Source organism: Parabacteroides gordonii MS-1 = DSM 23371, from assembly GCF_000969825.1.
Classification (GTDB): Bacteria; Bacteroidota; Bacteroidia; order Bacteroidales; family Tannerellaceae; genus Parabacteroides; species Parabacteroides gordonii.
The window spans coordinates 3,631,458-3,655,938 of record NZ_KQ033919.1; the positions used below are offsets into that span (position 1 = coordinate 3,631,458).

Sequence of the window (24,481 nt, forward strand, 5' to 3'; positions counted from 1 at the left end):
CAGACATAAATAAACCCCGCAGGAAATGATCCGGCGGGGTTTATTCGTTTTAGGGTAAACCTTATTTCTTTGATAAATTTTCCAGGAACAAATCCATCATCCGTTTGGCCGCAACGAACGAGCTGATCTCGTTGTTCAGCACCTGCTGTTCTGTCCGTGCCAGCATACCTTCTACGGCCGGATTATGATAGAATGTTTCACGCAATGTATCGTTGATGCTTTCATACATCCAGTACTTGGCTTGTTCATTTCGTTTGAAATTGAAATAACCGTTCTTTTTGGTAAACTCCATGTATTCACCGACCATGTCCCAGATCTCTTTGATCCTTAGATTGTAGTAACCGGAATAAGTCAATACTTTCGGGAACCAGCCTGAGTCGGCAGGCGGGAAAAGATGAAGTGCATTTTTGAACTGGGCGGCAGCTAAATTCGCTTTATCGATATTATCGCCATCCGCTTTATTGATGATGATACCATCCGCCATTTCCATGATACCGCGCTTGATACCTTGCAGTTCATCCCCGGTTCCGGCCAATTGGATAAGCAGGAAGAAGTCGACCATTGAATGTACAGCCGTTTCACTCTGTCCGACACCCACTGTTTCAACGAATACAGTATCGAAGCCGGCAGCTTCGCACAATACGATCGTTTCGCGTGTCTTACGGGCAACACCACCCAGCGAACCGGCCGAGGGTGAAGGGCGGATAAACGCATTCTTCTCCCGTGAAAGGGCTTCCATGCGGGTTTTATCTCCCAGGATACTGCCTTTAGAACGTTCGCTACTCGGGTCGATGGCCAATACGGCCAGTTTGCGTCCTTCCTTGATCAGATGCATACCGAACGCATCGATGGAAGTGCTTTTTCCGGCACCGGGAACACCGGTAATACCGATACGCACCGATTTACCGGCATGAGGAAGACATTTTTCGATAATCTCCTGAGCCAGTTGCTGATGCTCGTATTTAGCGCTCTCGACCAAGGTTACTGCCTGGCTGAGAATGGTTATGTTACCTTTCAGTATCCCTTCTACAAATTCGGAAGGGGTATATTCTTTACGTTGGAGTCTCTTTTTCAGATACGGGTTTACAGTCGGTACGTCGGCTACTCCCTTGTTTACCTTTAATCCTCTGTAAAGATCGTCGTTTTCGGGATGTTCCATAATGAATAATTATTTTTCTGCTGTTACTTTTATCAGGCGAACAGGGCCGTTCGGGTCGTTGCATACAACATTGATAAGCGCTTCCAGTTTCGTCTTGATCTCTCTCGGACGGACTGAAATCTTATAAGTTGCAGTTACTCCCGGTTTAATCTCTTTCTTACCTCCGGAGATATCTACCAAGTCATTATCACACGTGATACTATGGATAATCAATGGTGATTTCCCGGTATTGGTAATGTCGACAGTTCCGGTCACTTTTCCTCCGATCAATGGGATGAAACCACCCCTTTCCGGCAGTTTACCGAAGTCGAGCAATGTTCCCGATAACTGTGCAACAGGAGCTTGCGCCTTTTCTGCAGCCGATAATTTTCCAAAGTTATCGATAATATTGGCAGCAACATGTATTTTGCCGGAAATTTCTTTTTGTCCGATGCTTTCAACCGTTAAAGGAATTTCTGTTGTAACCCGTCCTTTTCTTTTAGTTGCTTTGGCATCCAGCAATAAGGTTATTTCACCGACTTCATCCGGAGCCAGTTGAGTAGGACGTATCTCCACAGTCAGGAAATGGGGAACTTTTCCCTGTTGGATAGTCAGGGTTGTTTTGCCTTCATTCTTTACACTGATCTTTTCGCCCAATGTCTCGTCCGGACGGATACTGCTGTACAGAACCGTTTTGGTCTGCAACTTCAGGTCACCGATCGAGTAGGGATAGATGAATGCGGGCTGAATCGGTTTAGGTGTAACGTTTCCTTTGATAGCCAGCGTGTAGCTGCCTTTTTTACCGTTGCTGAATATAGAAACAGTTTTGTAGAACGGGCCCGGACGTCCTTTGGGATTGTAGGTTACTTTCACGTTTCCTGTCTTTCCCGGGGCAATAGGAGCTTTTGTCCATTCCGGTTGCGTACAACCGCAGGATGCAGTGATACGGGTGATGACCAATGGGCTGTCTCCCGTATTTTTAACGACAAAAGTATGACTGGCCAATCCGTCCGCTTCGGCAATCGTTCCGAAGTTGTAAGTCAGTTCGTCTGCACTTATCTGAGCTCCGTTCTGTGCGGCTATATTCGCTGTGAACAGGAATATGCAGCACAGAATAAAGCACAGTCTTTTTATATTCAGCATTCTTTGTTTTTAGTTTTGCTTGTTTGGTATTAAAGAACTTCTCCCCGAATGGTCAGGATAAAACTACCCGTTTTACCGTTGCTGTAAACTGAAATCGTTTTAGAGAACGGGCCGGGACGTCCTTTCGGATCGTATGTAATCTTAATGTCTCCACTCTGACCGGGAGCGATCGGTTCTTTTGTCCATTCCGGTGTCGTGCATCCGCAGGAAGCAATTACGCGAGTAATAACCAGCGGAGCATCACCTGTATTTTTGACTGCGAATGTAGCAGATACTTTTCCGTCGGCTTCTTTAATTTGTCCAAAGTCGTGAGAGGTTTGTTCTGCAGAAATAACTGCTTTTTTCTGAGCAGAAGCCATTCCTGTAGCAAGCAGGATTGCCATAAAAATAAAAATAATCTGTTTCATTTTACTTTTTATTTAGCTATTGTTTATGTTACAAAGATAGAGAATAAGAATTAAAAACTGACAGATATTGCCTCACTTTCTGTATGTGAAACAAACTCGGGAGCGTACAGGCATTGAATTGTACTGAATCCTCCGGCATAATCACCGGTGCGTGTTACGTAAACCGGATACTCGATTACGAAGGTTCCCGCCGGCAAACGGTTGAAGAAGAAGTTTTCTGATACATCCGTCGGCGACTGATAGTACATCACTCCATCCCTGAATTTCGTACCGGAGATCTGGTCGGCCGGCTCAAAGCATCCTGCCCGCAGGTCTTTCAGGAATACATAATCCATTTCGCGGTCTGTGCGGATGGTCAGGCGTACAACCACTTTATCACCCACACGGAGCTTGCCTTCTGTTACCGGTTGTATCTGCAGACCTGTTCCGCTGTTGCTCTCAATAAATAATTTCTTTTCCACATTGAGTACACCCTGTCGTTTATCCACTTTATTGATGTTCTCGAAATACTGTTCGTAAACAGCTCCCCAGGCAGGCGCATTTCCTTCCTTCCGGATGGAAACGGAATTGCTTTCGGAAGAAATTTCTTTTTCACCCAGTACAACCTTCAGATAACCTGTTGCCGTTTCACCTTCGGCGGTGCTGTATGTCTTACCTCCCCAGTTGACGGTGCAGGTATTGTTTTCATTCAGCCAGTCGCTTCCGGTCAGCAGCAATGCATAGATTGCGTTTATCGTGGCGGGAACCGATTCCCAGTTCTGGGTACGCTTCTGGTTCAGCAGCCATTGTTTCAGGCGGTCGGTATCTTTGGTGTTCGGTGATAACGTATTGAACACTTTCATCAACAGGCAGTGCGTATCGATCGGAGAGATAAAGAAACTGTTTTCTCTCCGGTTGTTAGCCCAGTACATACCCTGTTCGTTGGAAACGGTTGCCGTTTTGCGCAACCATGCCAGGATATTGTTTGCCACTTCTTTCTTTCCGTTCCGTTGCATCAGCAGGGCAATTTCACCTTTACCGTAAAGGCCCTGTTTGCTCCATGTTTTCTCTGCTTGTGTCGTATAGAAACGGATCGCTTCGCGGGCGTCTCCCAGTTCCGGGATATCGCGGTAGGAACTGCGGACGAACAAGTATTCCAGTTGCAGGGAGTTAGGTACGCTTGTCTGCCAGTTCTTATCGGCTTTTTGCAGGCGTTCGTAATCCAGTTGCATCTGTTTATCCAGATATTTCAATGCTTTCATCTGCATTTCTTTTTCTTCCTGTCCGTATTGAACGGCACTCAGTTCGACCAGTTGCGACATACCTTTCAGGATATGCAGGGTGATTTCACGGCTCGGGTAGAAACCTTTGAACCAGCCCCAGGCACCCTCTTCGTTCTGTTGTTTCAGCAACTGTTGCAAAGCCAGTTCGCGTTGCTGGCCGGCACGGTTCATGTCGAACAGCAACGACAGGCGTTGTTTCTGTTCTGTTTCGTTGTCGGCAGCCAATACCCACGGCGTTTCCTGTAGCAGGATATTCTTCAGTTCCTGGTTCTTTTCCAGGTTCGAATATAAGGTGGATGCTGTTCCTCCCTGTGCCTTCCACTGGCTGATCACCTGCTGGATGCGCGGGTTGGCTGTGGCAATGTAATTAGCCAGCGTATTGCTGTAATAGGAAGCGAACCAGGAAATGATATTGTCGTTTTCCGGCTGTGTCAATGTCGGCAGCGCCTGTACGGCATACCAGATCGGGTTGGCAGTCAGTTCCAGTGTCATGCTGAACGGCTTACGGGTTCCGGTTGCCTTGTTTCCTGACAAGCGGATCTGTTGTTCGTTATCTCCCATCAGGTAGAACGGAGTACTTTCCGTGATCAGTATCTGATTGGAGAGAACCGGGATTAAATGCTGTTCGCCATCGCTGCCGGAATCGGAGTCGGCCACGATACGGCAACCGATCAGATTGATCGTTTCCGGCACGCGGAATGTCCATGAAGCAGTCGTGATGCTGTCGGCCGACAATGTAAAGGCCTTCTGCGATTTGGTAAGGCAGATCACAGGCTGGTCTGTTGCCGGATCGAACAATTCGAGGCTAACCCGTCCGGAGATAGATTCTTTCGAGTTGTTTATCACCTGTGTACTGATGGATACTTCGTCGCCCTGACGCATAAAGCGTGGAAGATTCGGCAGTACCATCAACGGCTTACTGCTGATCACCTCTTTGGTCAGCATACCATATTTCATATCGGCGGTATTAGCCAAAGCCTGGAATTTCCAGGTCGTATTGCTTTCGGGTAATGTGAATTGCAACATGACGTCTCCTTCTGCATTTGTCAGCAGGGAAGGATAGAAGAAGGCCGTTTCGTTGAAGTTTTCACGAACCTGTACCGGTAATGTTTCCTGATAACTGTCTGCTACTCCTTCTTCTGTTTCTGCACTTTGTGAAACGACCATGTTCTCACTCAATACTCCTCCGGTAAGCGATGCCGCATCATCTGCTGCATATTCTGCAACTTCTGCCTGTGCCACCATCGGAGCGGCAGCAGATTTCATCATAATACCTCCGCCACGGATCCTATAGTTTCTGAAGTCCATAATACCTTGCCAGTTTAAACGGTCGTACTGGTAATCAGGAATATTGGCTAGTTTCAACTCTCCGGCATCATACATTGTCCGCTGATCCATGCTTGTGCCTGTATTAAAGGTTGGAGCATACAGATAAACAAAACGTTCCGGATTGAAGAACCAGTTGAACGGCAGTATCTTGTCCAGTGAAGCATCATACATGCTTGCCAGAATTTCGGCGGCTACGGGAACAGAGTCGGCATCCAGTATACGGAACTTCCATGTTTCCTGGCTACCCGGCAGCAGACGGTCGCGGAATGTTGTCGGCCGGATGGTCAGGCGACGATCCGGTTGCTGATGTTTGATCTGCGACTGTGTAGTATACAGCTTACCGTTCTTTACAAAGGTAAAGCTGGCAACAATACCTTCCCCGTAACTTTCCAGGAATGGGATACGGAAGAGGTGGTTCTCATTATTCAATACCATTTGTTTGCGTGAGATACATTTGCCGTTCTGGTAAAGTTCGTATAACACATGTGCATCTTTATCCGATGTACCGAACACTATTCGGGCTTCTTCGCCAGGCTGGCAATCTGTCTTTTCATTCAGTAACCACAGGTGAGTGAATACCGGCGGTCTTTTATCACGCAGGCTGTATAGGATAAAGTCGTCTTGTGCAGTGGCGGGACGGCCTTTACTGTCTTTTGCTTCCAGCTTGATGCGATAACGGCCGGCCGGAAGTTTTTTGAATACTTCTTTGTCGATCGTCTGACCGGAAATGAAATTACCGGCTCCAACTTGTTGCTCTTCTTTATATTCTTCCTGTCCGTATCGGTTCTCTTTGCCGGTATCGCTCAGTTTATAGATCGTATAAGTACCGTTGACAGTCAGTTTTTCCCCGTTCAGGGTTTGTGCCGAAACGGTTGCATTGACAGAATCTTTATCTATCTGCGACGGGATATTGGTGCTCAGGACGATACCTGTTTCACCAACAGAGAAAGTGTATGTAGCTTCCTGTGTCTCTCCGTTACTGTCGGTCAGGGTTGCTGTAACGACATAGCTCTGGTAGGGGAAGAAGCTGTATCCATCTGTTGATTTCTCCGGACGGAAATCAACGGAGAATGTGCCGTCACTGTTGATGGTTGTAGTTCCTTCTGCCACTTGCTCGTTCGTGTTTCCTCCAAAATAACCACGCAACCAGAAAGGTCGTTTATTAAAGCGGTAAGTCACTTCACCGCTTTGCAGGGAAACGCCGGAGAAGGTTTGTGCCTTACCCTCGATCGTTACCCGGTCGCCGAAAGAGATATCACCTTTAATCGGAAGCAGTTCGACAAAGAACGTCGGACGTTTATATTCTTCCACACGAATGCTGGCGCTTGTATATTCGGTGGAAAGCGTGAACATTCCGCTAAGTGTTTGTTGCGGCAGTGTAAACTCTCCGTTGAAGGAACCGAACTTATCTGTTTTCAGTGTTTTGGTAGCCACCTCTTTCCAGTTGGCATCCCGTAAAGTTATTTTATAGCTTTCTCCTTCAACGGCATAAGGTGTTTGCGTATCGTTGACGTAAGCAATACCTTTAAAATATAATGTTTGTCCCGGACGGTATAGACCCCGGTCGGTGAACAGTGACAGTTGAGGACGTTTTTTTGTTTTATTCTGCATTTCCCGACTGTTCGGATAAAAAAGCGTCAGCATGGAATAGGCATCTTCGCGGTGTGTGACCTGATAAGCCATCATATCACTTTGACGGGGAAGAACGGCTAATCCGTCGCGGTCTGTTTTTACGCTACCTTGTTTTTGCAGGTTACGGCGTTTGCCGGAATAGTAAGTCACGGAAGCATCGCTTACCGGTTTGCCACTCAGATAGTCCGTCACCAGTATTTCTGTGGAACCATCCGGCATATTGCGTGAAACAGCAGCCAGGCGGCTGACACTAAACAGATTGTTTGTCTTTAGCCCTTTGCCGGGTACGGTGACGATACATTCATAGAGCCCCATGTTCTCCATCGGGATAACAAGGGTTGTATCCAAGTCGGTGTATGTGTTCGGTTGTGATAAAGAGAAAGTGACTTTTTTAACGAGTGCACCCAGCGCTTTACTCGTATCTGCTTCATTATAATATGTTGTCTGCTGAGGTGTTTTCAGGCTTTTGTATATACTGACTGTGATCTCGGGGACATTTTTGTAATTCACCTTAAGAGTCAACTCTTTTCCCGGATAGATATTATTTTCCGTATTGATCCGCAGTGACGGATTTTGCATTTGTGCCAGTCTGTTCTTTATCAGGCCGATCCGGTCGTAGTTCGGGAAACGGGCGATTGTTTCTTTACAAAGGTTGTATTCTATTGCCTTGATAGAATCTATTTTGGCAGGATCGTCATAGTTGTAGGCAAATCCAAATGAATTCAACCGGGCAGCTACGATCTCCACCGAATAATCTTTATCGGCATATACTTTCATCAGGCTGTCGAGGGCGGCCTGATATTCTGTTCTCTCTTTTTCCTGGTGCAGGGAAGAATATTTGAATTGCAGATAATCGAGAGTGGTAAGGACTACCGCTTTCTTATCCGGCTGTGTATTCAACCAGGCAATCAGCTTTTCATATATCTCTGTCGAGGGAGTTATATCCAGTGCACGGAATGCCAGGAAATCGTATAGGCTGGGGCGCAGGGTAGGGGTGTCTTTCCCGGTTTCGAGGATTGTCTTGAAATCGGATACCGGCGTTTGCTGTAACAGCTCGGCCGGTTGCAAGGAAGCGGTTAGCTCTTCTTTGACCTTTTGGGTGAAAAGATTGGAAGTCCATTCCCGTATATCTTCGGGAACGTAACCGACCAGGTCTGTCCGCTGGTTGATTTTCCAACGGTTCTGCATGTAGTAGTTGTTATACATTTCCGCTACCATCGAATACAATACGGCTGCGGAAGCCGGGTCTTTACATTCGGCTGCATAGTTTTCCACTTCTTTGATAAGCGCAGGGAAGTCATCATCGTTCACTTCTAACTGGTCTTTCATCTTACTGATCAATGCTTTGATCAGTTGGGATGTATTCTTGCCTTGAATGGCTCTTTCAATCATTTTACTTTCATTTGTCGATTGTGCCGCTCTTGTGTACATGAACGCTGCCGAAATGCAACATACGATCAGCGCGGAAATCAAAATTGCTCTTATCTTCATATCTATACGGATTTACTTGTTAAACAACATCGTTTGCTATATAGATACAAAGAAAGAGTAAAAAGTTGTAAAGTAGTTGTTAATAAGGTGTAATAGTGGAAGGGGCGTTCCCTTATGATAAAGAGTTGCTTAAAGTTTCAATCGATAATGGAGTAGAAAAGAAATAATCTCTATCTTTGTAGATATAGAACCAAAATAGAATGGATGTAATGAATACAGATGCGTTAAAAGTAAGTATTTTCCGGGAAGTAATGAATCTAAGTGAGGATAAGCTTCGGAAAGTACATGATTACATTGAAGCTTTAACTTCTCAGAAAGAAGTAGAGGTGAAAGAATATGTAATGCCTGATGATTTGATACAATCTGTAGCCGAGTACACAATGAAGGTGGCAGAAAGTGAAGGCCCATTGTATTCCACAACTGAAGTGACGGATTATATAGATAAGAAGATGGGATGGAAATAATCTGGACTGACTTTGCAAAAGAGAGTGTGCTTAATTTACTCCTTTTTATCAGGAAATGTTGGGGAGATACGATTGCTGCAACTGCCTGGGGGAATATTCAGAAAGATATAGCTTTGCTAGAGAGTTTTCCTGAAATCGGTCAGGTATATTTGGCCAATAAACCGTTAGATATAGTTATACGTGAGTTAGTGGTAAACAAAAAGAATAAGATTTACTATTATATCCGAAATGATAAAGTTTATATTGTTATGGCTTGGGACACAAGGACAAATCCTAAAACGTTAAAACGACTTCTCCTGCATTTCTTTCAGATTAATAACTATTGAAAAAAGTGTGCCGAAAGCCGTTCAGCCTTCATAGGGGCTTCATTTAGCTTTCAAGGTCTTCACTTAATGTTTCAGTTCTTGACAGATATGAGTGTTCAGTTCTTGACGGAGGTGAGCCTGTTTATAGCGACGGTGCCGAACCCTCCGGGTCCGGCGCAGTCGCTAATTGTTTCACATTTTTCTATATATGAGTCTGTTTATAGTGTCACAGGTGGAGTTGGCATACATCCTTTCTCTAAGCACTTCAACAAAAGTTTTTCAGAATAAATCCTTCAATCCTTCAGTGTAATGCTATATGTTTGATTATCTAATGTTTACGGCTGAATGATTTTCTACTGTATGAAGGAAGCTGTTTGCATTTTCAGATAAATGCTTCATACTCCAGTCTGAAATTAATACTTGTTTTAGTCCACTCTTTCAGGCAAAGAATAAGAGTAGGATTAATAAGTAAGAATGAGGTACATAACGACCTGTTAACATGAAAGATATAACCTATTTATTATTTGTCAACTGTCGAACGCTTGTTTTACAGTTGTCGAATAAGCGTTTGATATATGTCAAACAAGCGTTCGACAATTGACAAACAGAAAAGAAGAAAGGACTATTGAACTAAAAGGCCAGCACTCATGTGTTAGAATAGAGTATGCAAAAAATCAAAATTCAAGATAAATCCTTCATATAAACTATTATCCTTCAGCTGTAGAATAATGATTATAAGAAAGATAACAGCAATGCTGAAGGATTGAAGGATTTATTTTGATAAACTTTTGTTGTAGGGATTGTTCAATTGGAAAGATATTCTTTTTTTTCTTGATAATATAGATAGATCTTGTGTCATAGCGAAGGAGCAGGCCAGGATGGATATGAAAGCACTATGAAGGCCCTATGAAAGCGGAATGAAGGCAAAAGAAAATGGGTTCATATAGTAAGATGCATACAACCAGAAGGTTATGCCACTATATGAACCCATGAACCCAAATATGGGATAAACTTATTTTTTACGAATGTAAGTCAGGAACGTATATGGATAAGCATGTTTTGCGTCGGCAGGAAACTCCTGGCGTTCTACTTCTTCCCATAACTCCCAGTTTACAACCGGAAAGAAGGTATCTGCATCCTTAAACTCTCCGTGTACACGTGTGATATACATTTTATCTGCGATACGTAATGCCTGACGATAAACCAATGCACCACCCAGAATGAATATTTCATCTTCTTTTTCACAAATATCCAAAGCCGAACCCATCGACTCGCAAGCGAAACAGTTTATAAAACCTGCTTCCGGCAAAGTTGTCAGGACTACATTCTTACGGTTGGGAAGCGGACCCTTTGGCAGCGACTCGAACGTTTTACGTCCCATGATCACGGCATGGCCGGTTGTCAAATCTTTAAAACGTCTCATATCTGCAGGCAGACGCCATAACAACTTATTGTCTTTACCAATCGCGTTGTTCTCTGCAATAGCGGCAATGATTGAAATTGTACTCATAAACTTATCAATTTATATAGTAATATTATACTCAGTCTTTAATCTTCAACATCTCAAACGGCCACTTCTCCCTTGATGTGCGGATGAGGGTCGTAGCCGGTCAGGTTGAAGTCTTCGAATTGAAAGTCGAAGATGCTTTTTACATCCGGATTGATCTCCATCCGGGGAAGAGGACGCGGTTCGCGGGTAAGCTGCAATTTTACCTGATCGAAATGATTGGTGTATATATGGGCATCCCCCAGCGTATGAACAAAATCTCCGGCTTTAAGTCCTGTAACCTGTGCCATCATTTGTAAAAGCAACGCATAAGAAGCAATATTGAAAGGAACACCGAGAAATATATCGGCACTACGCTGATACATTTGCAGGCTCAGGCGTCCGTTCGCCACATAGAATTGGAAGAAGGCGTGACAGGGCGGAAGATTCATATTTCCGAGGTCGCCCACATTCCAGGCACTGACAATGATCCTTCGTGAATCAGGATTATGTTTGATCGTTTCAACGGCTTCGCTGATCTGGTCGACGGAGCCGCCTTTGTAGTCGGGCCACGAACGCCACTGGAATCCGTAGATATGTCCCAGGTTTCCGTCTGCATCCGCCCATTCGTTCCAGATACGTACGCCGTGATCCTGCAGATACTTCGCATTCGTATCCCCTTGCAGGAACCAGAGCAATTCGTATATGATTGACTTCAGGTGTAGCTTTTTTGTCGTAAGGAGAGGAAACCCCTCTTCCAGATTGAATCGCATTTGATGACCAAAAATACTTTGGGTACCTGTTCCTGTGCGGTCTTCCTTCCTAACTCCCTCAGCTAATACGCGATTTAGCAAATCTAAATACTGTTTCATTTTTATCCTTCTAGTAGAATACAAAAGTACGAAAGGGATTTGTATTAAACAACAGCAATCTTCCAAAACGGCTTTTTCCGGCTTTCACATTGTCAGGAAAGATGGTTTATAAGGGTGCGGAGGGAGGTGTTAAAAAACGTATCTAAATATACATGTCTATTTACTTCGGCATGTAATTTTGATTGGGGCAATAGGAAAATAAGGAACAGATGATTTGAAAATGAATAGATGGCAATCTTATGATTATATAATTCTAAGAAAGTTTAGAACAAGCGGATTGGCTAATTGGCTAAATTTGGATTTCTATTTATTAATATTAATGTACAGGTACATTATTATAAAGACCTTTCGCCCGCTAGCAGTACCTATTTTCTACCCCGCTTAACTGGTAATCCGAATGATTATGCATGCTTTGAAAATTAACAGGAGAGGTGCATTGTGGACTGACTAAAAAAAACGTTCCTTTTTTCCATGCAGCAAAAATAAGCATTCCTTTCGAACCTACAATCCTTTTCAGAACTTTTTTCACTTTTCTATCTGCTTTCTTATCAGTACGATACGGAAATGAGGACAAAATCCCCGCTTCTCGTTACAAAAGTGAACAAATCTTAAACGCATGACTAGAAAAAAGGAACCTTTAAACTCGCCATTTGGGTTGGCTGAGGATTAAAATAATGCCTGTTTACAGGCTTTTACCGGTTCCCTTAATTGACTTTTTCCTGTGGCTTACACAGTTAGATCGCTGAAATGAGCTAAATGATGAGATGATAATCAATTTGAGTATAGATCATAATTTTATTAATTAAATGTTTTACGTATGAGAAAAAGTACTTTGGTAAAAGGCGGGTCGGCCGCTCTTTTATGTGCTATGGCTTTTTATGGCTTGTCTCCGATGCTGAATGCAGCAGGGGAAGACTATGCTAATATAAAAGCAAAATGGTATGAAGGTGTGAGCACCGAAGCCGCGTGGGATGATGAATCGACACTGGTTGGTGACGGTTTGTATAATTTCAAGCCACTCGACAAGGTAAATGTGCACAATCATTGGGAAGCTAACTCAACTTCTTATGGTAACTATGAGTCGTTGATCGATTTCACAAAGATGGATGCAGGTTTAATGAATGGTGCTTTTGTTACCTTCTTTAACCTGGATGACAGTGATACTCCTAACTATTTGAAACCATTTACCGGAAAGTATCTGGAAATGGCTTATTCGGATATTAAGAATCACGAAGAAATGAACACTGCCGAATATCTGAAATTTACAGATGATAAAGGCAATACCGGTTTGGGTATTTATCAGAATCAGACAGCCAGTTCACGTGTAGACTTTCTGTATAGCACTAAAGGCTTGACAGGTGTTGAAAGTGTTGAAATGGACGTTCGTGCTTTTGGTAATATTGATCTGGTGAATCGTAAGATCGACTGGACATATGACGTATATGTTTATGATATCTCTGGTGAATATGTAGGTCAGATGGTTAGTGACCGTGCAATTTTCACGGCAAGCAATCATGAAGTAGTTACAGCGCATACACATCATATTAAAGCGCATGTTTCTGATGCTGATAATACAAATGCTAATTCCTGGCAACAAGGTTCTCTGGATAACAAGATCATTCTTGTTATGTTCAAGGGAGCTAAATCGGTTGCTGACGATGCAGTTTCTTCTACAGGCTCAAAGAACACAGAACCGTTGACAGTTTTCACTAATGCTCGCTTGGCGTTCAATCGTCCGAATGTAGCTTTCGGTGCAGCAAATACGAAAGTGTTTGAAGCGGGTGCCGGACGTAATACTTCCTGTGTTGCCGATACATTGGTAACAACTGTGGAATTGTGGAATACATTGTATAAGAATAATAAGGATAATAATGAGTATACAGCAACTTTCAGCGGTGTTGATCGTGATGGTCTTTTTGAAGCAGATCAGGACGCCGCTCCGAAAGAAGAACTGGCTTATTATGAACTGAACGTTATATATCCGTTTATTGCTGACGAAATGGAAATTTCTCAGGAAAGCGATTTGACAAAAGTTCAGGGTTGGGTTTCTTTGGATCAGATGGTTGCTGACGGTAAGATCGGTAGAACGGGTACACCTGGTAAGGATAAGAAAGTTACTTATCTGATTCCTCGTGAATATTTCGTTCAGACAGATGCTACAGACGACCGCGATTGCAAATCAAGTGCTCGTTTTACTTATTTCTTCGCTCCGCAGGAAGTTAAAGCATTTGACAAAGATAATTATATCTGGTCTACAATCACTGCTGAAGCTTCAGACACAGCTCGTTACGAACTTCAGGCTACTTCTATTCCTGAATATAACGAATTGAACGATCTTCATTTCGACGAATATCTGGATTTCAAGACTGCACAGGTTAGCTTCAAGAACTTGCCTTACTTCAATTCGGTAATTGGTCGTACAACTACTTATACATTGCCGGAATCTCTGTTTGGTGGTCTGACTTTGGAAAATCGTACCAAAGCTCCGAAACAGTCAACAGGACGTTATGATGACGATGTGAATATCAAAGGTTGGAAGATCGTGTTTGTAAATGAAGGAGGTTCGAAAGACTCAACTTATTATGCAGGACGTTTCTTGCCGATGTCACTTACAGGATATAGCTATACCGACTGGAAATCATGGTTGGAAGAAAATGGATGTGCTGAATGTTGTATTAGTGATTACCCTGAAGAAGTTGGTAATTATGCGGAACTTGATGTAATTGATTGCGCAGGTAATATCAATCCGGATATCATCAGTATCAATGCAATCTTCAAATATCACCGTGGTGATGTGAACATCGGTGACGACGAGTCTAAATATGTAAACGAAACATATACAATCGCTCCGCGTCTGGTTTACGATGCTTCTGTTGCAAGATATAATGTAAATGAAGATGTACTGTCTGGTACGACTTATACTTACAGCGGTCAGGATCTGATCAACAAAGTAGGTGATGCAGTTTATACAGGCCCGATCAAGATCTTCGGAAACAATACATTCGTATGGTTCCAGGATACCGACCAGTCTCTGTTAAGCCACGCTATGGGCGTAATGAGCTCTGAATTACTGAAATACTTCGAAAAGATCGATCGTAAGGACTTCTTCTTCGCTCCGTATGACGAATGGGATAATTACAAATATGAGTCAAGACCTCACACAGTGAAGGTATTTGCTACAGGTTTGAAACCGGACGTAGAAGGTGGAACAGTTGCTTCTATCAAGATCTTCAAAGAACAGTTCTCTAAAACATTTGAAGGTGTAGACGATGCTGTTTATCATACAAATGCATTCGTATTCACAGGTGAAAGCCTTGACTTTGCGAAAGTATATGTGAAGAAAGGTACTCAGGAAAAACCGATCGAAGAATACAGCGGTGCTACATTCGGTAAGTTTATCGGTATGAGCGTTGGTGATACTTTGGTTTATAAGGTTGATCTGGATGACGACTATGCTGTACAGTATGTAGAAGAAAACGGTCTTGAAATGACTGTTAAGTATGTTCCTTACAATGACGTGAACCTGGTTCCGATCGTTGCTGAAAGCTGGAATTCTTGTTTCGAAGGTACTCCTAACGTATTCAACCACGTAGCTCAGTTCGGTGCAACTACAGCTAACAATAAAGGTTGGAACGAATTCTATACATTCGGTACTACCGACAGAGGTTTGATCACTACAATGAATGCAGATAAGATCATCGGTTCTTATACTAGCTTCTATTCATTCCTGACTCAACAGTTCGGTAACTGCAACTCTTGCGGTGGCGGAAATATTCCGAACGCTCTTAATATAGATGATAGCGGATCATCAGAAAGCTGGGTTCCTGCTCCTAACTTCATCTATAACGAAATGTTCCGTAAGGATTACAAGACTCGTTATGTAAATACTTGCTATCCGGTACGCGACGGTCAGTTCATCATCGCTGGTTTGAACATCACTGATCCGGTGGATATGGAAGTATTCTCTAACAAGGCCGGTGCATTCGGTTATGAAGTAACAGTTCTGGGCGACCTGAACGGTGAAGCTTATGGTCAGGTAGACACAGTAGGTACAAAGGTTCAGATTTCTCCGAACAAATACGGTGAAGTATTGGCTCTGGTTTCTGCTAAGTTCGATCCGAAAGATCGCGACGGTATTGAAATGACTATCGATACAATCACTAGTGGTTCTGAAAAGGGTATGTGGGCTCGCTACTATGCGAAAGACTCTATCCGTCTGGCTCCGCAACAGCGTGCTGCTGAAGCAGAAGCTTACAACCGCGTATACTTCTTCGACTTGGATGATTACAAACGTAATCTGACTTTCAATGACGAAAGATGGGCTAAATTCGGTATCTGGGCTCCTTACGGAATCAACGTAAACGATACGCTGACAGCCGGTATCAAGGGTGACGTGAAAGTTCCTGAAGTATGGTTCAGCTCTGACGCAGCAGGTAAGAATAAGATCGAAGCATTCCAGTTCGGTGTTGTAAACGGTGGCGCATCTAAAGATTCTGTATTCTATATCCAGGGTCGTGACCTGCCGCATTACGGTACTACTGTTGATGGTGAAGAATCTAAGATTGAACAGGAAATCAACTTGTTGAGCGCTTCTGACTTGTTCACTTTCGGAACAAACAAAGCAAAAGAAGTGAAACTGTTCATCCGTGAGAAATCTATGGAACTGGCTGCAACAGCAGAAGAAGCTCCTTATACTTATAAAGGTGGCGAAAACGACCTGGTGAACAATGTTCTTCGTGGTGACGTAGCTGCTAAGATCGATGTTCGTGCAACTCCGAACGTAGAAGACCTTTGCGATGTAGAAAACGCATTGTCTCTGGCTGCTGTATGTGATGTACAGAAAAACTTGCCGTTGGCATTTACTGCCGGTCTTGAAATGCCTTATATCAAGGATATGGAACCGGGTGACGTAGGTGGTAGCGATGCTCGTATCAAGTGGACAGCCACTCCGGGTGCTCAATATTATCAGGTTGCTGTAGGTCGCTTCACTCCGAAGTACACTTCTGAAGATGTATTCATGTCTGAAGTTCGTGCCGACGATGCTAGCAAGACTATCTGGGTTGAATTGTTCAACGCAACAGGCGATGTGATCCACCGTGATAACAAAGTTAACTACTGGTTGGAAGTAACTAAAGAATATACAGATGCAGCAGGTAAACCGCAGAAAGAAGTTACTAAGGTTAGCGTAGACAACTTCAAACTGCAGGGTAATACTGAACCGATCGACAGAAACTGGGGTTATGCTCCGATTGCCCACCAGATGGACAACATGGAACTGACTACCGATATCACGAAACCGGTTAAATATACAATCCGCCTGATGGAAGGATTCCAGACTGACGAACACCAGATCGATATCTATCTGTTCGATACTCCTGCAACATGGATGGTTAGAAAACCTGTTCCGGGTATGCCGATCAACGGTGGTGAGTTCAATACAGGTGACTGGAGAACTGAAGTAGGTTCATTGCCGACTGCTTATTACGAATGGCAGGATGATATCAACTTCGACGGTGAAGAATCGTTCAAGGTTGATCCTTCCTCAACTTCAATAGCTGTTCATAACCTGATCCCGCAAACAGCTTACACGGCTCGTGTACGTGCATTCAACGAATGTGTGGGTGGTGAGGAAATGATTCCGTCGGAAGACTTCTATGACTTCGCAACATCTAAGACTGCTACCTCTACGGGTGACATCTACTTCGATGAAGCTGATGAGCATAATCCGGTTTCTAACGAATCTATCAATACAACTGCTGTAACAGTTCTGGGTGGCCAGGGTAAGGTAACGATCCTGAATGCTACTAACAAGAAAGTTATTATCAGCAATGTATTAGGTCAGACTATTGCTAACTCGGTAGTTTCTTCCGACAAGGTTACATTCGACGCTCCTGCTGGAATCGTTGTTGTAACGATCGAAGGTGAAACAGCTGTTAAGGCAATCGTTAAGTAAGACGATGAATAACTATTGATATAAAGAAGTTTATAATCAATAATTTAAATTCAAATAACCGCGTGGCGGATGTAGAGGCGTGCGGCAGTACGCCTCTACCTGACACCAACTAATCCGTGAGGACGAAAAAGCGGGTATTAATACTAAAGTAATGAAATATAAATTCTTCCGCCCTAACTCTGTGAAGAATGAAAGCGGATACAAACCCTGGCGGAGTTTTCTTTTGTCAGGGTTTGTATTATGTTATACAACTTGATTATAAGCACTTACTATCTATTGATTGAAGTATAAACTAATTAAAATAATTGCGTATGAACAAAGTATACTTAATCGATGTGAGTAGGCGACTACTTATATTGATACTATTATTGGGAGGGTATATCACACAAGCAGTTGCAGCCGACATCTATGTCCCCGTAAAAGATGTCCTGTCAGTTTATGAAGGAACCAGTAACGCAAATGCGGAGCAGCTGAAATCCCATATCCAAAGTTTATTGCAGGAAGCTGTCGACCAGAGTGATCAGACGGCAACGATATCCGATGTTACTATCAGAGGTACTGGTGGCGATCAGACCGGTGATTTGGTAGCCGGAAGTTATAACTATACCTTTAAAGTGACTTCCTCCACCTCCATTACGTTGAATTTTGAACGGGCGATCGGTACGGGGAATATAACTCCCGTCACGCTTTTCGGCATATTGGATCATGAGCAGGTGGTAGTAACAAATGCTATCGAGATCAAAGCCCGGCAATCTGTCGGTAATCTGAATTTCCCGTCAAACTGGGGGAATTATGTGTATGGTACGCCAGTCAACGACCTGAGTACTAAAATAGAGGTCTTGGGTATGGCCGGAGTTTCATTTAATGATGCTTCGGTTTATCTGGTTAAAGACGGTTCGTCTATATTATATACAGGTAATAATAGTCTGGATGCAGGAGAATACGACGTGCAACTTACGTTTCCTCCGACAGAACAGTTTGCCTATACTCCGGCTTTAAGTAATTGTACACAGCTGGCTGTTGGCTCCTATATCTCGACAGTAAAGCTGAAAGTGAAAGAAAAACCGATCACTAATACTACATTCCCTGTATTTTTAGAAGATGTGGGCGGCCTGGGTAAGATGGCTGTCAATACTAATCTGAACAGGGCGAAGAACCTGATCGGTAACAATATTAATCCTTCCGACTTTGTCTCGGAGATAAAAGTATATTCCGATGCTAATTTCAGTAATGAGGTAACAGCCGGCAGACTGGCTCCGGGAGGGGTATATAGCTATCGTGTTGTGCTTTTACCGAATTATGGCAAAGGAAATAATGTCTCTGCCGGTGTGGGAGGGGCAACCATAAACTTTAATACATCGCAGCATAGTTATGATATCGTCAATGCGATTACGGTTGAAAAGAATACATTGGCGGTTAAACTGCCTGACTTCGTTTCAAGCCCGATCCGCATAGGTGATTATACGGATAATGTGGCTGTAGCTACCATGCTGAAGCGACTGATCCAGGATATAAATCCGGATATGGTCGATCAGAATCTGGTTCCTCAGGTTGAGGTGACCGCTGGTACCGTTTCTGCCGGCATGGCCGATAACAGCCAGTTAGGATATAAGGTAACTGTACAGGGTGACCTGACAAAGACAAATCTGAACTTTGTTACAGATGGAAATGTTTCCTCTTCCAACCTGATTGTTAACGGTAACGTTTGTACATTCAATAATTCTTTGTTGTTTGTAACTACATTGCCTACTACGCATTCCCTGGCTTATCCGGGTAACTACCAGATTGCTTACGAAAAAGACATGCTTCCGAATGCGGTTATCCGCCGTATTAAGAGTGATCTGTTGGTTCGTAATGCAGGTGTTCTGGGTAATGAAACATTCGTTGTTCGCCTGATCACGAATGACCTGGGTAATAAGAATGCGATCGCGGAAACAGACGACTCGTTCGGTTATAAGATCATCATCACAAAGAGCGCAACTTTGCAGGAAATAGAAACTCCGGCTAATCAGCGTATTAATGTCGTTGATAAGGGGACAACTATCGAGATCACTTATTCAAGAAGCATTGCAATCGTTCCCCGTCCGGCGATCGATTTTACATTCGGTGAATATACCGTTCAGTATGTGAAAGATATGACCCCAGCACAGGTGGCCGATAAGGTTCGTGAATACATCTATCTGGCAAATCCGTACGTAGCAGAATATATAACGAATGTACAGATCACGGATAATCGGATCAGGGAAAATATGGGTACGGCTACTTACCGGGTAACGTTAAGTGCAGACCTGGATCTCCTGTTCTCGGAAGTAACGGTGAACGGACAACCGCATAGCTCGACTACATTCAATGGAACCGTAAACATCACTCCGCGTCCGATCGCACAAGTGAAACTTTACAAGTATGAGTTCAAGAAGGAAGGCGCTTCTAATGAAATGATCGAAAAAGCGATCATGGCCGACCTGCTGTTGAAGAACCCGGATATGAAGGGGGCTTATATTTCCAGCGTAACATTAGTTCCGGCAATCGGTAGAGATCTTTACTCTTATTCGGTGGTATTCAATCCTAATGATAATATCCAGAAGATTGAAGTGACGAATGAAGATGGTGGCATTATCGTTCCGATAACAATGTTCGGTTATACAACCGCTACTTATCTCCGTTCCGTACGGTTGACAGATAACGGACAGTCACTGGCCGAATATCCGTTGCCGATCAACGTACAACTGCCTCTGTGGGAACGTCCGTTCGGACAGACTGCCGACGAGTATGCACTGGATCTGATAAATGACTTCAGACTGACTCCGGGTGCAGACCGTGTAACGGTTCCCGACCTGAATAACTGGGGCGTAAAAACCTATCTGATCAATAACGAAACTTCTACAGGCGATGTCCCGGTACGTATTGCCGGCGAAAGCTATCCGCAGGTTTCCGACTTGTATGGTTACGAAGTGGTGACAGGCTCAAATACGCAGTTCTCACAATACTATACATTAAACTATACGGCACCAAGCAGTATCCATCTGACCAAGAATGGTAACGATGTAATTGCCAAGTTGGCCCTGCGTATCGTGAAAGCGAAACGTACGCTCACTTTGCCTACGGTAAATGTTACTTATAATGACATCAATACAAAAGTAGCTTTGCTCGATTCTGTAAAGAAAGCGGTATTGGAAGACCCGGCAAACGAAGAATTCTTCGAACTGGTAACTAAGGCTGGTGTGAAACCTCTGAAGAGCTTTACTGTTACCATTAATAATATAGAAGAAGAAGGTACGACTGCCGTTAAGACCTATACTTATTCAGTTGCATTCGTTCAGAAGGTAACCGATAATATCGAAATAAGAGAAACCGGCACGAAGACACTGGTAGTAAACAAAGCTCCGGTGGTATTCACTTTCCCGACAGATATCACTTATCGTTACGGTAAACGGAAAGCGGCTATCGAAGCAGACATCCTCAGTCAGTTCCTGGCTGCCAACGAAGGTCTGTTAAGCAGTTATAGTTGTTTCGAAAATCCGGCAGACCTGTTCAAGGTGATGCTGACAACTGCCGATTGTACTGCGGAAGCAACGGAAACGATGCCGAAGAACGGTGATTACGGTTACAGAGTGGATGTGCTCGACCCGGCATTGTTGTCAAACTTCCAGCTTGACAATCAATTCGGAAGCAACTTCCATAATGTACAGAACTCTGTGCAGATCGGTCAACGTAAACTGACTATCACATTGCCTACTTATCTGGCTGCAACAGCCGAAGAAGGAACTGCTGCGAAAGCTGTATTCACCTTTGGTAAGGCGACAAAAGACCAGATCGTTCAGCAGATCTATGATGATATCGTGGCTCTGAACGGTAGCAAGATCAAGAGTGACTATACCTTAGTTGTCGACCTGGTTACTACCAAGGCGCAACTGGATAAACAGAATCCGGTGATCGGTGATTACAACTATACAGTCAATCTGACATCTGCCGACTATACCTTCGTTTATGCAATTGAAGGTGCGGAAGTTACAACCGAACCTGATACGGAAGTCGTTACTGCCGTTAATGCAGTGAAGGTTGTTGCTCCGGGTGTTGTAGTGACATTCAACGAGAAAGAGCTTAAAGGTATCTGGACGATTGTGAGCGGTGCCCCTGTTTACGATCTGACTAACCTGACGCTGGCGACTGATGATTACGGCTTTAGCCTGGTTTCCCTGGTGGAAGATCCGGAAAACCCGACCGCTGCAATGACGAAAGTCCGTTGGGATAAGCTGTTCAGTACGAATAAACTGCACTGGGCATTGTACCGCAACGATAAACTTCAGTTCCACGGCAATACGCTGAATAGTGTATTAGTCGACTCGGTTAAGAATAATGTAACCCAGGGTACATTCAAACTTCGTATCATAGACGCTTCCACCCTGAAAGCTGCTATCGGTAACTTCGAGATCCAGCTGGATACCGATCTGGCCAACCTCAAAGTGACTCCGGCAACCGTAGAAGTGAAAGCCGCGAAGGATACTTATACGAAGGTATATGGAACAGAGGTAACAAAAGACTCCGACCTGAGTGCTAAACTTGTATTTGCAACAGAACCGAAGTTGACTGCCGCTAAATTACTGGCAGACAAGAATGTGATCGACCTGTTCGAAACAATCCTGCCTGTTGAGGCAAATGTCTATGAAGCGGATGCTCCGGTAGGCGACTACCAGATCCGTGCCGTTGAAGCGATGGTGAAGGGTATGCTTACTCCGGTAACCGGTGTTAAGTTTGCTGCTAGTGAAACACAGGCGACTGTAACGGTAACTCCGGCTCCGCTGACTGCAACCGACGCAACGATCACTGTTTCCGTTGTTCGCGAATATGGTGAAGAAACGACAGATGCCGATGTATATGTAGCTGTTGCAGGTGAATTGTCGGAAGCCTTCCAGGTAGAGATCACCCAATTACTGAATGCCGATAAGGTGGCCCGTACAAGCTGGCTCGACCTGTCCGGTGTCAATAAGAAAACGGATGTCGGTACTTACGAATTGCGCTTTACTTCTTCAGCCGCTGCACAGATCGCAACATTGCTGCCGAACTTCAATATCGCAAGTGCTACATTGGTTAATGCAGGCCTGACGGTAACAAAAGCTCCGCTGACAGTACGTGCTTGTAGCTACAGCCGTCCGTACGGTGGTGGCAACCCGGATCTTGAGATCGAATATATCGGTTTGAAGAACAATGAATATGAAAACCTGGCGGATGTATTCTCTATCATGCCGAAGGTGGCGACAGATGCACGCTCAGACTCCCGTGGTTCTTACGACATCTACTTCACAACAGAAGGTGTGGCACGTAACTATACGGTGATCCACGAAAACGGAACCTTGTCGATCGATAAGATCAAACGTTCTATCATCTGGCCGGAAGACCAGCGCAACTTGGTGATCCCGGTAGGCGAAACAGTGGAATTGTCTGCTTACCTGAAATCGGAAGCCGACGGCAAACCGTCTATCTACGATATCCGTTACGAGCTGTCGGGCAACGATCGCGAACGCGTGATCCTGTCTGAAGTATCGAAAGGCGTTTATTCTGTAACCGGCCATGTGCGTACGGAAGGTGACAACTTGGTGACCATCACCGTATTTGCCGACGGCGACGATACCTACGAAGATGCCACTCCTGTAACAGGTACGATCAAGGTAATCGCTCCGGAAGGGGATGCAGCGAAGATCAACGTAATCGTTTCCAACGTGACCAGCATTTACGATGCCACTCCGAGAGCCGTAAGCGTAAAAGCAACGAACGTGGAAACGGGTGAGGCGATCCCTGACTTCAGTATCTATTATGAAGGCGACCAGTTCGGCTCTGTTCCGACACTTTATCCTTCTACCCAGGATGCTCCGGTGGATGCTGGTATATATAATGTAACGGTAAAAGCGACGCTTGGCTCGGTAACTTATGCTTACACGGCGAAGAACAAGATGATCATCGCTCCGAAGCCGGTAGTGGTAACCGCCCGCAGCTTCAGCATCAAGTATGGCGACGCAATGCCGTCTTATGCAAATGCGTACGATTATAATAAGAATGACTTCATGAACGGTGAAGACTTCCTGGTTGGCCAGGCTCCGGTGGTTCGCGTGGAAGCATACAGCGGCAAGGCCGGTTCTTATAAGCTGACTCCGTATTCTGCCCAGGACTTCGGACGTAACTACGTGATCACCTATGTTTCCGGATTGCTGACTGTTAGCAAAGCGGCTCTGTCTATCGTGGCGGACAACAAGGAAACGGTGTATGGCAAGGATCTGGAAGACCTGACCTATACGGCTACTGGTTTCGTGAACGGTGAATCGCTGAAGAACCTCGGCTTTGCCCCGCGTATCAGCTCGACTGTAACAAAAACTTCCGATGCAGGTACTTATCCGATCACATTTGCTGATAACTACACTTCCGACAACTACGAAGTGGCTTACACAGACGGTAAATACATCCTTGTTCCCGCTTCACAGAAAATCAGTTGGAGCCCTGAAACGACAATAGATGTAGATGGTGGCGATGTATTACTTACAGCCAGTGCATCAAGTAAACTTCCGGTTTCCTTCAATTCGTCCAACGATGCAGTTGCTTATGTGAACCAGATTGGTGACAACTGGTGGCTGACTCCGGTTACTTCCGGTATCGTAACGGTTACAGCTATGCAGCACGGTAACAAGAACTACTTCGGTGCTGAACCTGTAGCAGTGACGATCATGGTAGACGACGACTATCTGTCGGTAGGCAATGAAAAGCTTGTCGTAGCAGATCAGATCGATGTATATCCGAGAATGTTCACCCACAACGTAACGGTGGCTGCTCCTTCTGAGATCAAGCAAGTAGAGTTGCTGTCCGTGAACGGAACATTACAGAAAGTTATTCGCAAACCGGGATCTGTTATTGATCTGTCCTCATTTGGATCAGGTATCTATCTGCTCAATGTCACATTGGAAGACGGAACCTTCAAATCTGTGAAGATCATTAAGAAGTAACCTGTAAAAC

At 44.3% G+C, this 24,481-nt stretch carries 10 protein-coding genes; 4 read left to right on the plus strand and 6 right to left on the minus strand.

Translation table 11 applies throughout. The annotated features are described in order from the left end of the window. Window positions 1–61: 61 nt before the first annotated feature. From meaB to HMPREF1536_RS13855, 4 genes are read right to left on the minus strand one after another with little or no spacing between them, the layout of a single operon-like run. On the minus strand, window positions 62–1,159 hold the full coding sequence (meaB, locus tag HMPREF1536_RS13840; protein WP_028729628.1) for a methylmalonyl Co-A mutase-associated GTPase MeaB: 1,098 nt from the start codon (window positions 1,157–1,159) through the stop codon (window positions 62–64). Between the two features lie 9 nt (window positions 1,160–1,168). Then, window positions 1,169–2,281 carry a DUF1573 domain-containing protein gene (locus tag HMPREF1536_RS13845; RefSeq protein ID WP_028729627.1) on the minus strand — a complete coding sequence of 371 codons (1,113 nt, stop codon included), beginning with the start codon at window positions 2,279–2,281 and terminating at the stop codon, window positions 1,169–1,171. Window positions 2,282–2,310: 29 nt separating this feature from the next. Continuing rightward, window positions 2,311–2,688 (minus strand): DUF1573 domain-containing protein, encoded by a 378-nt coding sequence (locus tag HMPREF1536_RS13850; RefSeq protein WP_028729626.1) that lies wholly within the window; start codon window positions 2,686–2,688, stop codon window positions 2,311–2,313. 50 nt (window positions 2,689–2,738) lie between these two features. Continuing rightward, window positions 2,739–8,402, minus strand: a complete 5,664-nt coding sequence (locus HMPREF1536_RS13855) for an alpha-2-macroglobulin family protein (protein WP_028729625.1) — start codon at window positions 8,400–8,402, stop codon at window positions 2,739–2,741. 200 nt (window positions 8,403–8,602) lie between these two features. On the opposite strand from HMPREF1536_RS13855, the gene HMPREF1536_RS13860 reads away from it, so the two are divergent. Together HMPREF1536_RS13860 and HMPREF1536_RS13865 are read left to right on the plus strand one after the other, a co-directional pair. Further along, on the plus strand, window positions 8,603–8,866 hold the full coding sequence (locus HMPREF1536_RS13860; RefSeq protein ID WP_028729624.1) for a hypothetical protein: 264 nt from the start codon (window positions 8,603–8,605) through the stop codon (window positions 8,864–8,866). Then, on the plus strand, window positions 8,857–9,192 hold the full coding sequence (locus tag HMPREF1536_RS13865; RefSeq protein ID WP_028729623.1) for a type II toxin-antitoxin system RelE/ParE family toxin: 336 nt from the start codon (window positions 8,857–8,859) through the stop codon (window positions 9,190–9,192). The genes HMPREF1536_RS13860 and HMPREF1536_RS13865 overlap by 10 nt, the downstream gene beginning before the upstream one ends. Before the next feature lie 991 nt (window positions 9,193–10,183). On the opposite strand, the gene HMPREF1536_RS13870 is transcribed toward HMPREF1536_RS13865, so the two are convergent. Both HMPREF1536_RS13870 and HMPREF1536_RS13875 read right to left on the minus strand, forming a co-directional pair. Further along, complete coding sequence (locus HMPREF1536_RS13870) at window positions 10,184–10,681, minus strand: dihydrofolate reductase (protein WP_028729622.1); 498 nt, start codon at window positions 10,679–10,681, stop codon at window positions 10,184–10,186. A 53-nt stretch (window positions 10,682–10,734) separates the two neighbouring features. Further along, entirely contained in the window at window positions 10,735–11,529 is a 795-nt protein-coding gene (locus HMPREF1536_RS13875; protein WP_028729621.1) for a thymidylate synthase, read from the minus strand. A gap of 817 nt (window positions 11,530–12,346) precedes the next feature. Here HMPREF1536_RS13875 and HMPREF1536_RS13880 point away from each other — a divergent pair. Beyond that, complete coding sequence (locus tag HMPREF1536_RS13880; RefSeq protein ID WP_028729620.1) at window positions 12,347–17,482, plus strand: DUF6383 domain-containing protein; 5,136 nt, start codon at window positions 12,347–12,349, stop codon at window positions 17,480–17,482. Between the two features lie 311 nt (window positions 17,483–17,793). Next, on the plus strand, window positions 17,794–24,471 hold the full coding sequence (locus HMPREF1536_RS13885; protein WP_028729619.1) for an MBG domain-containing protein: 6,678 nt from the start codon (window positions 17,794–17,796) through the stop codon (window positions 24,469–24,471). Window positions 24,472–24,481 lie beyond the last annotated feature (10 nt).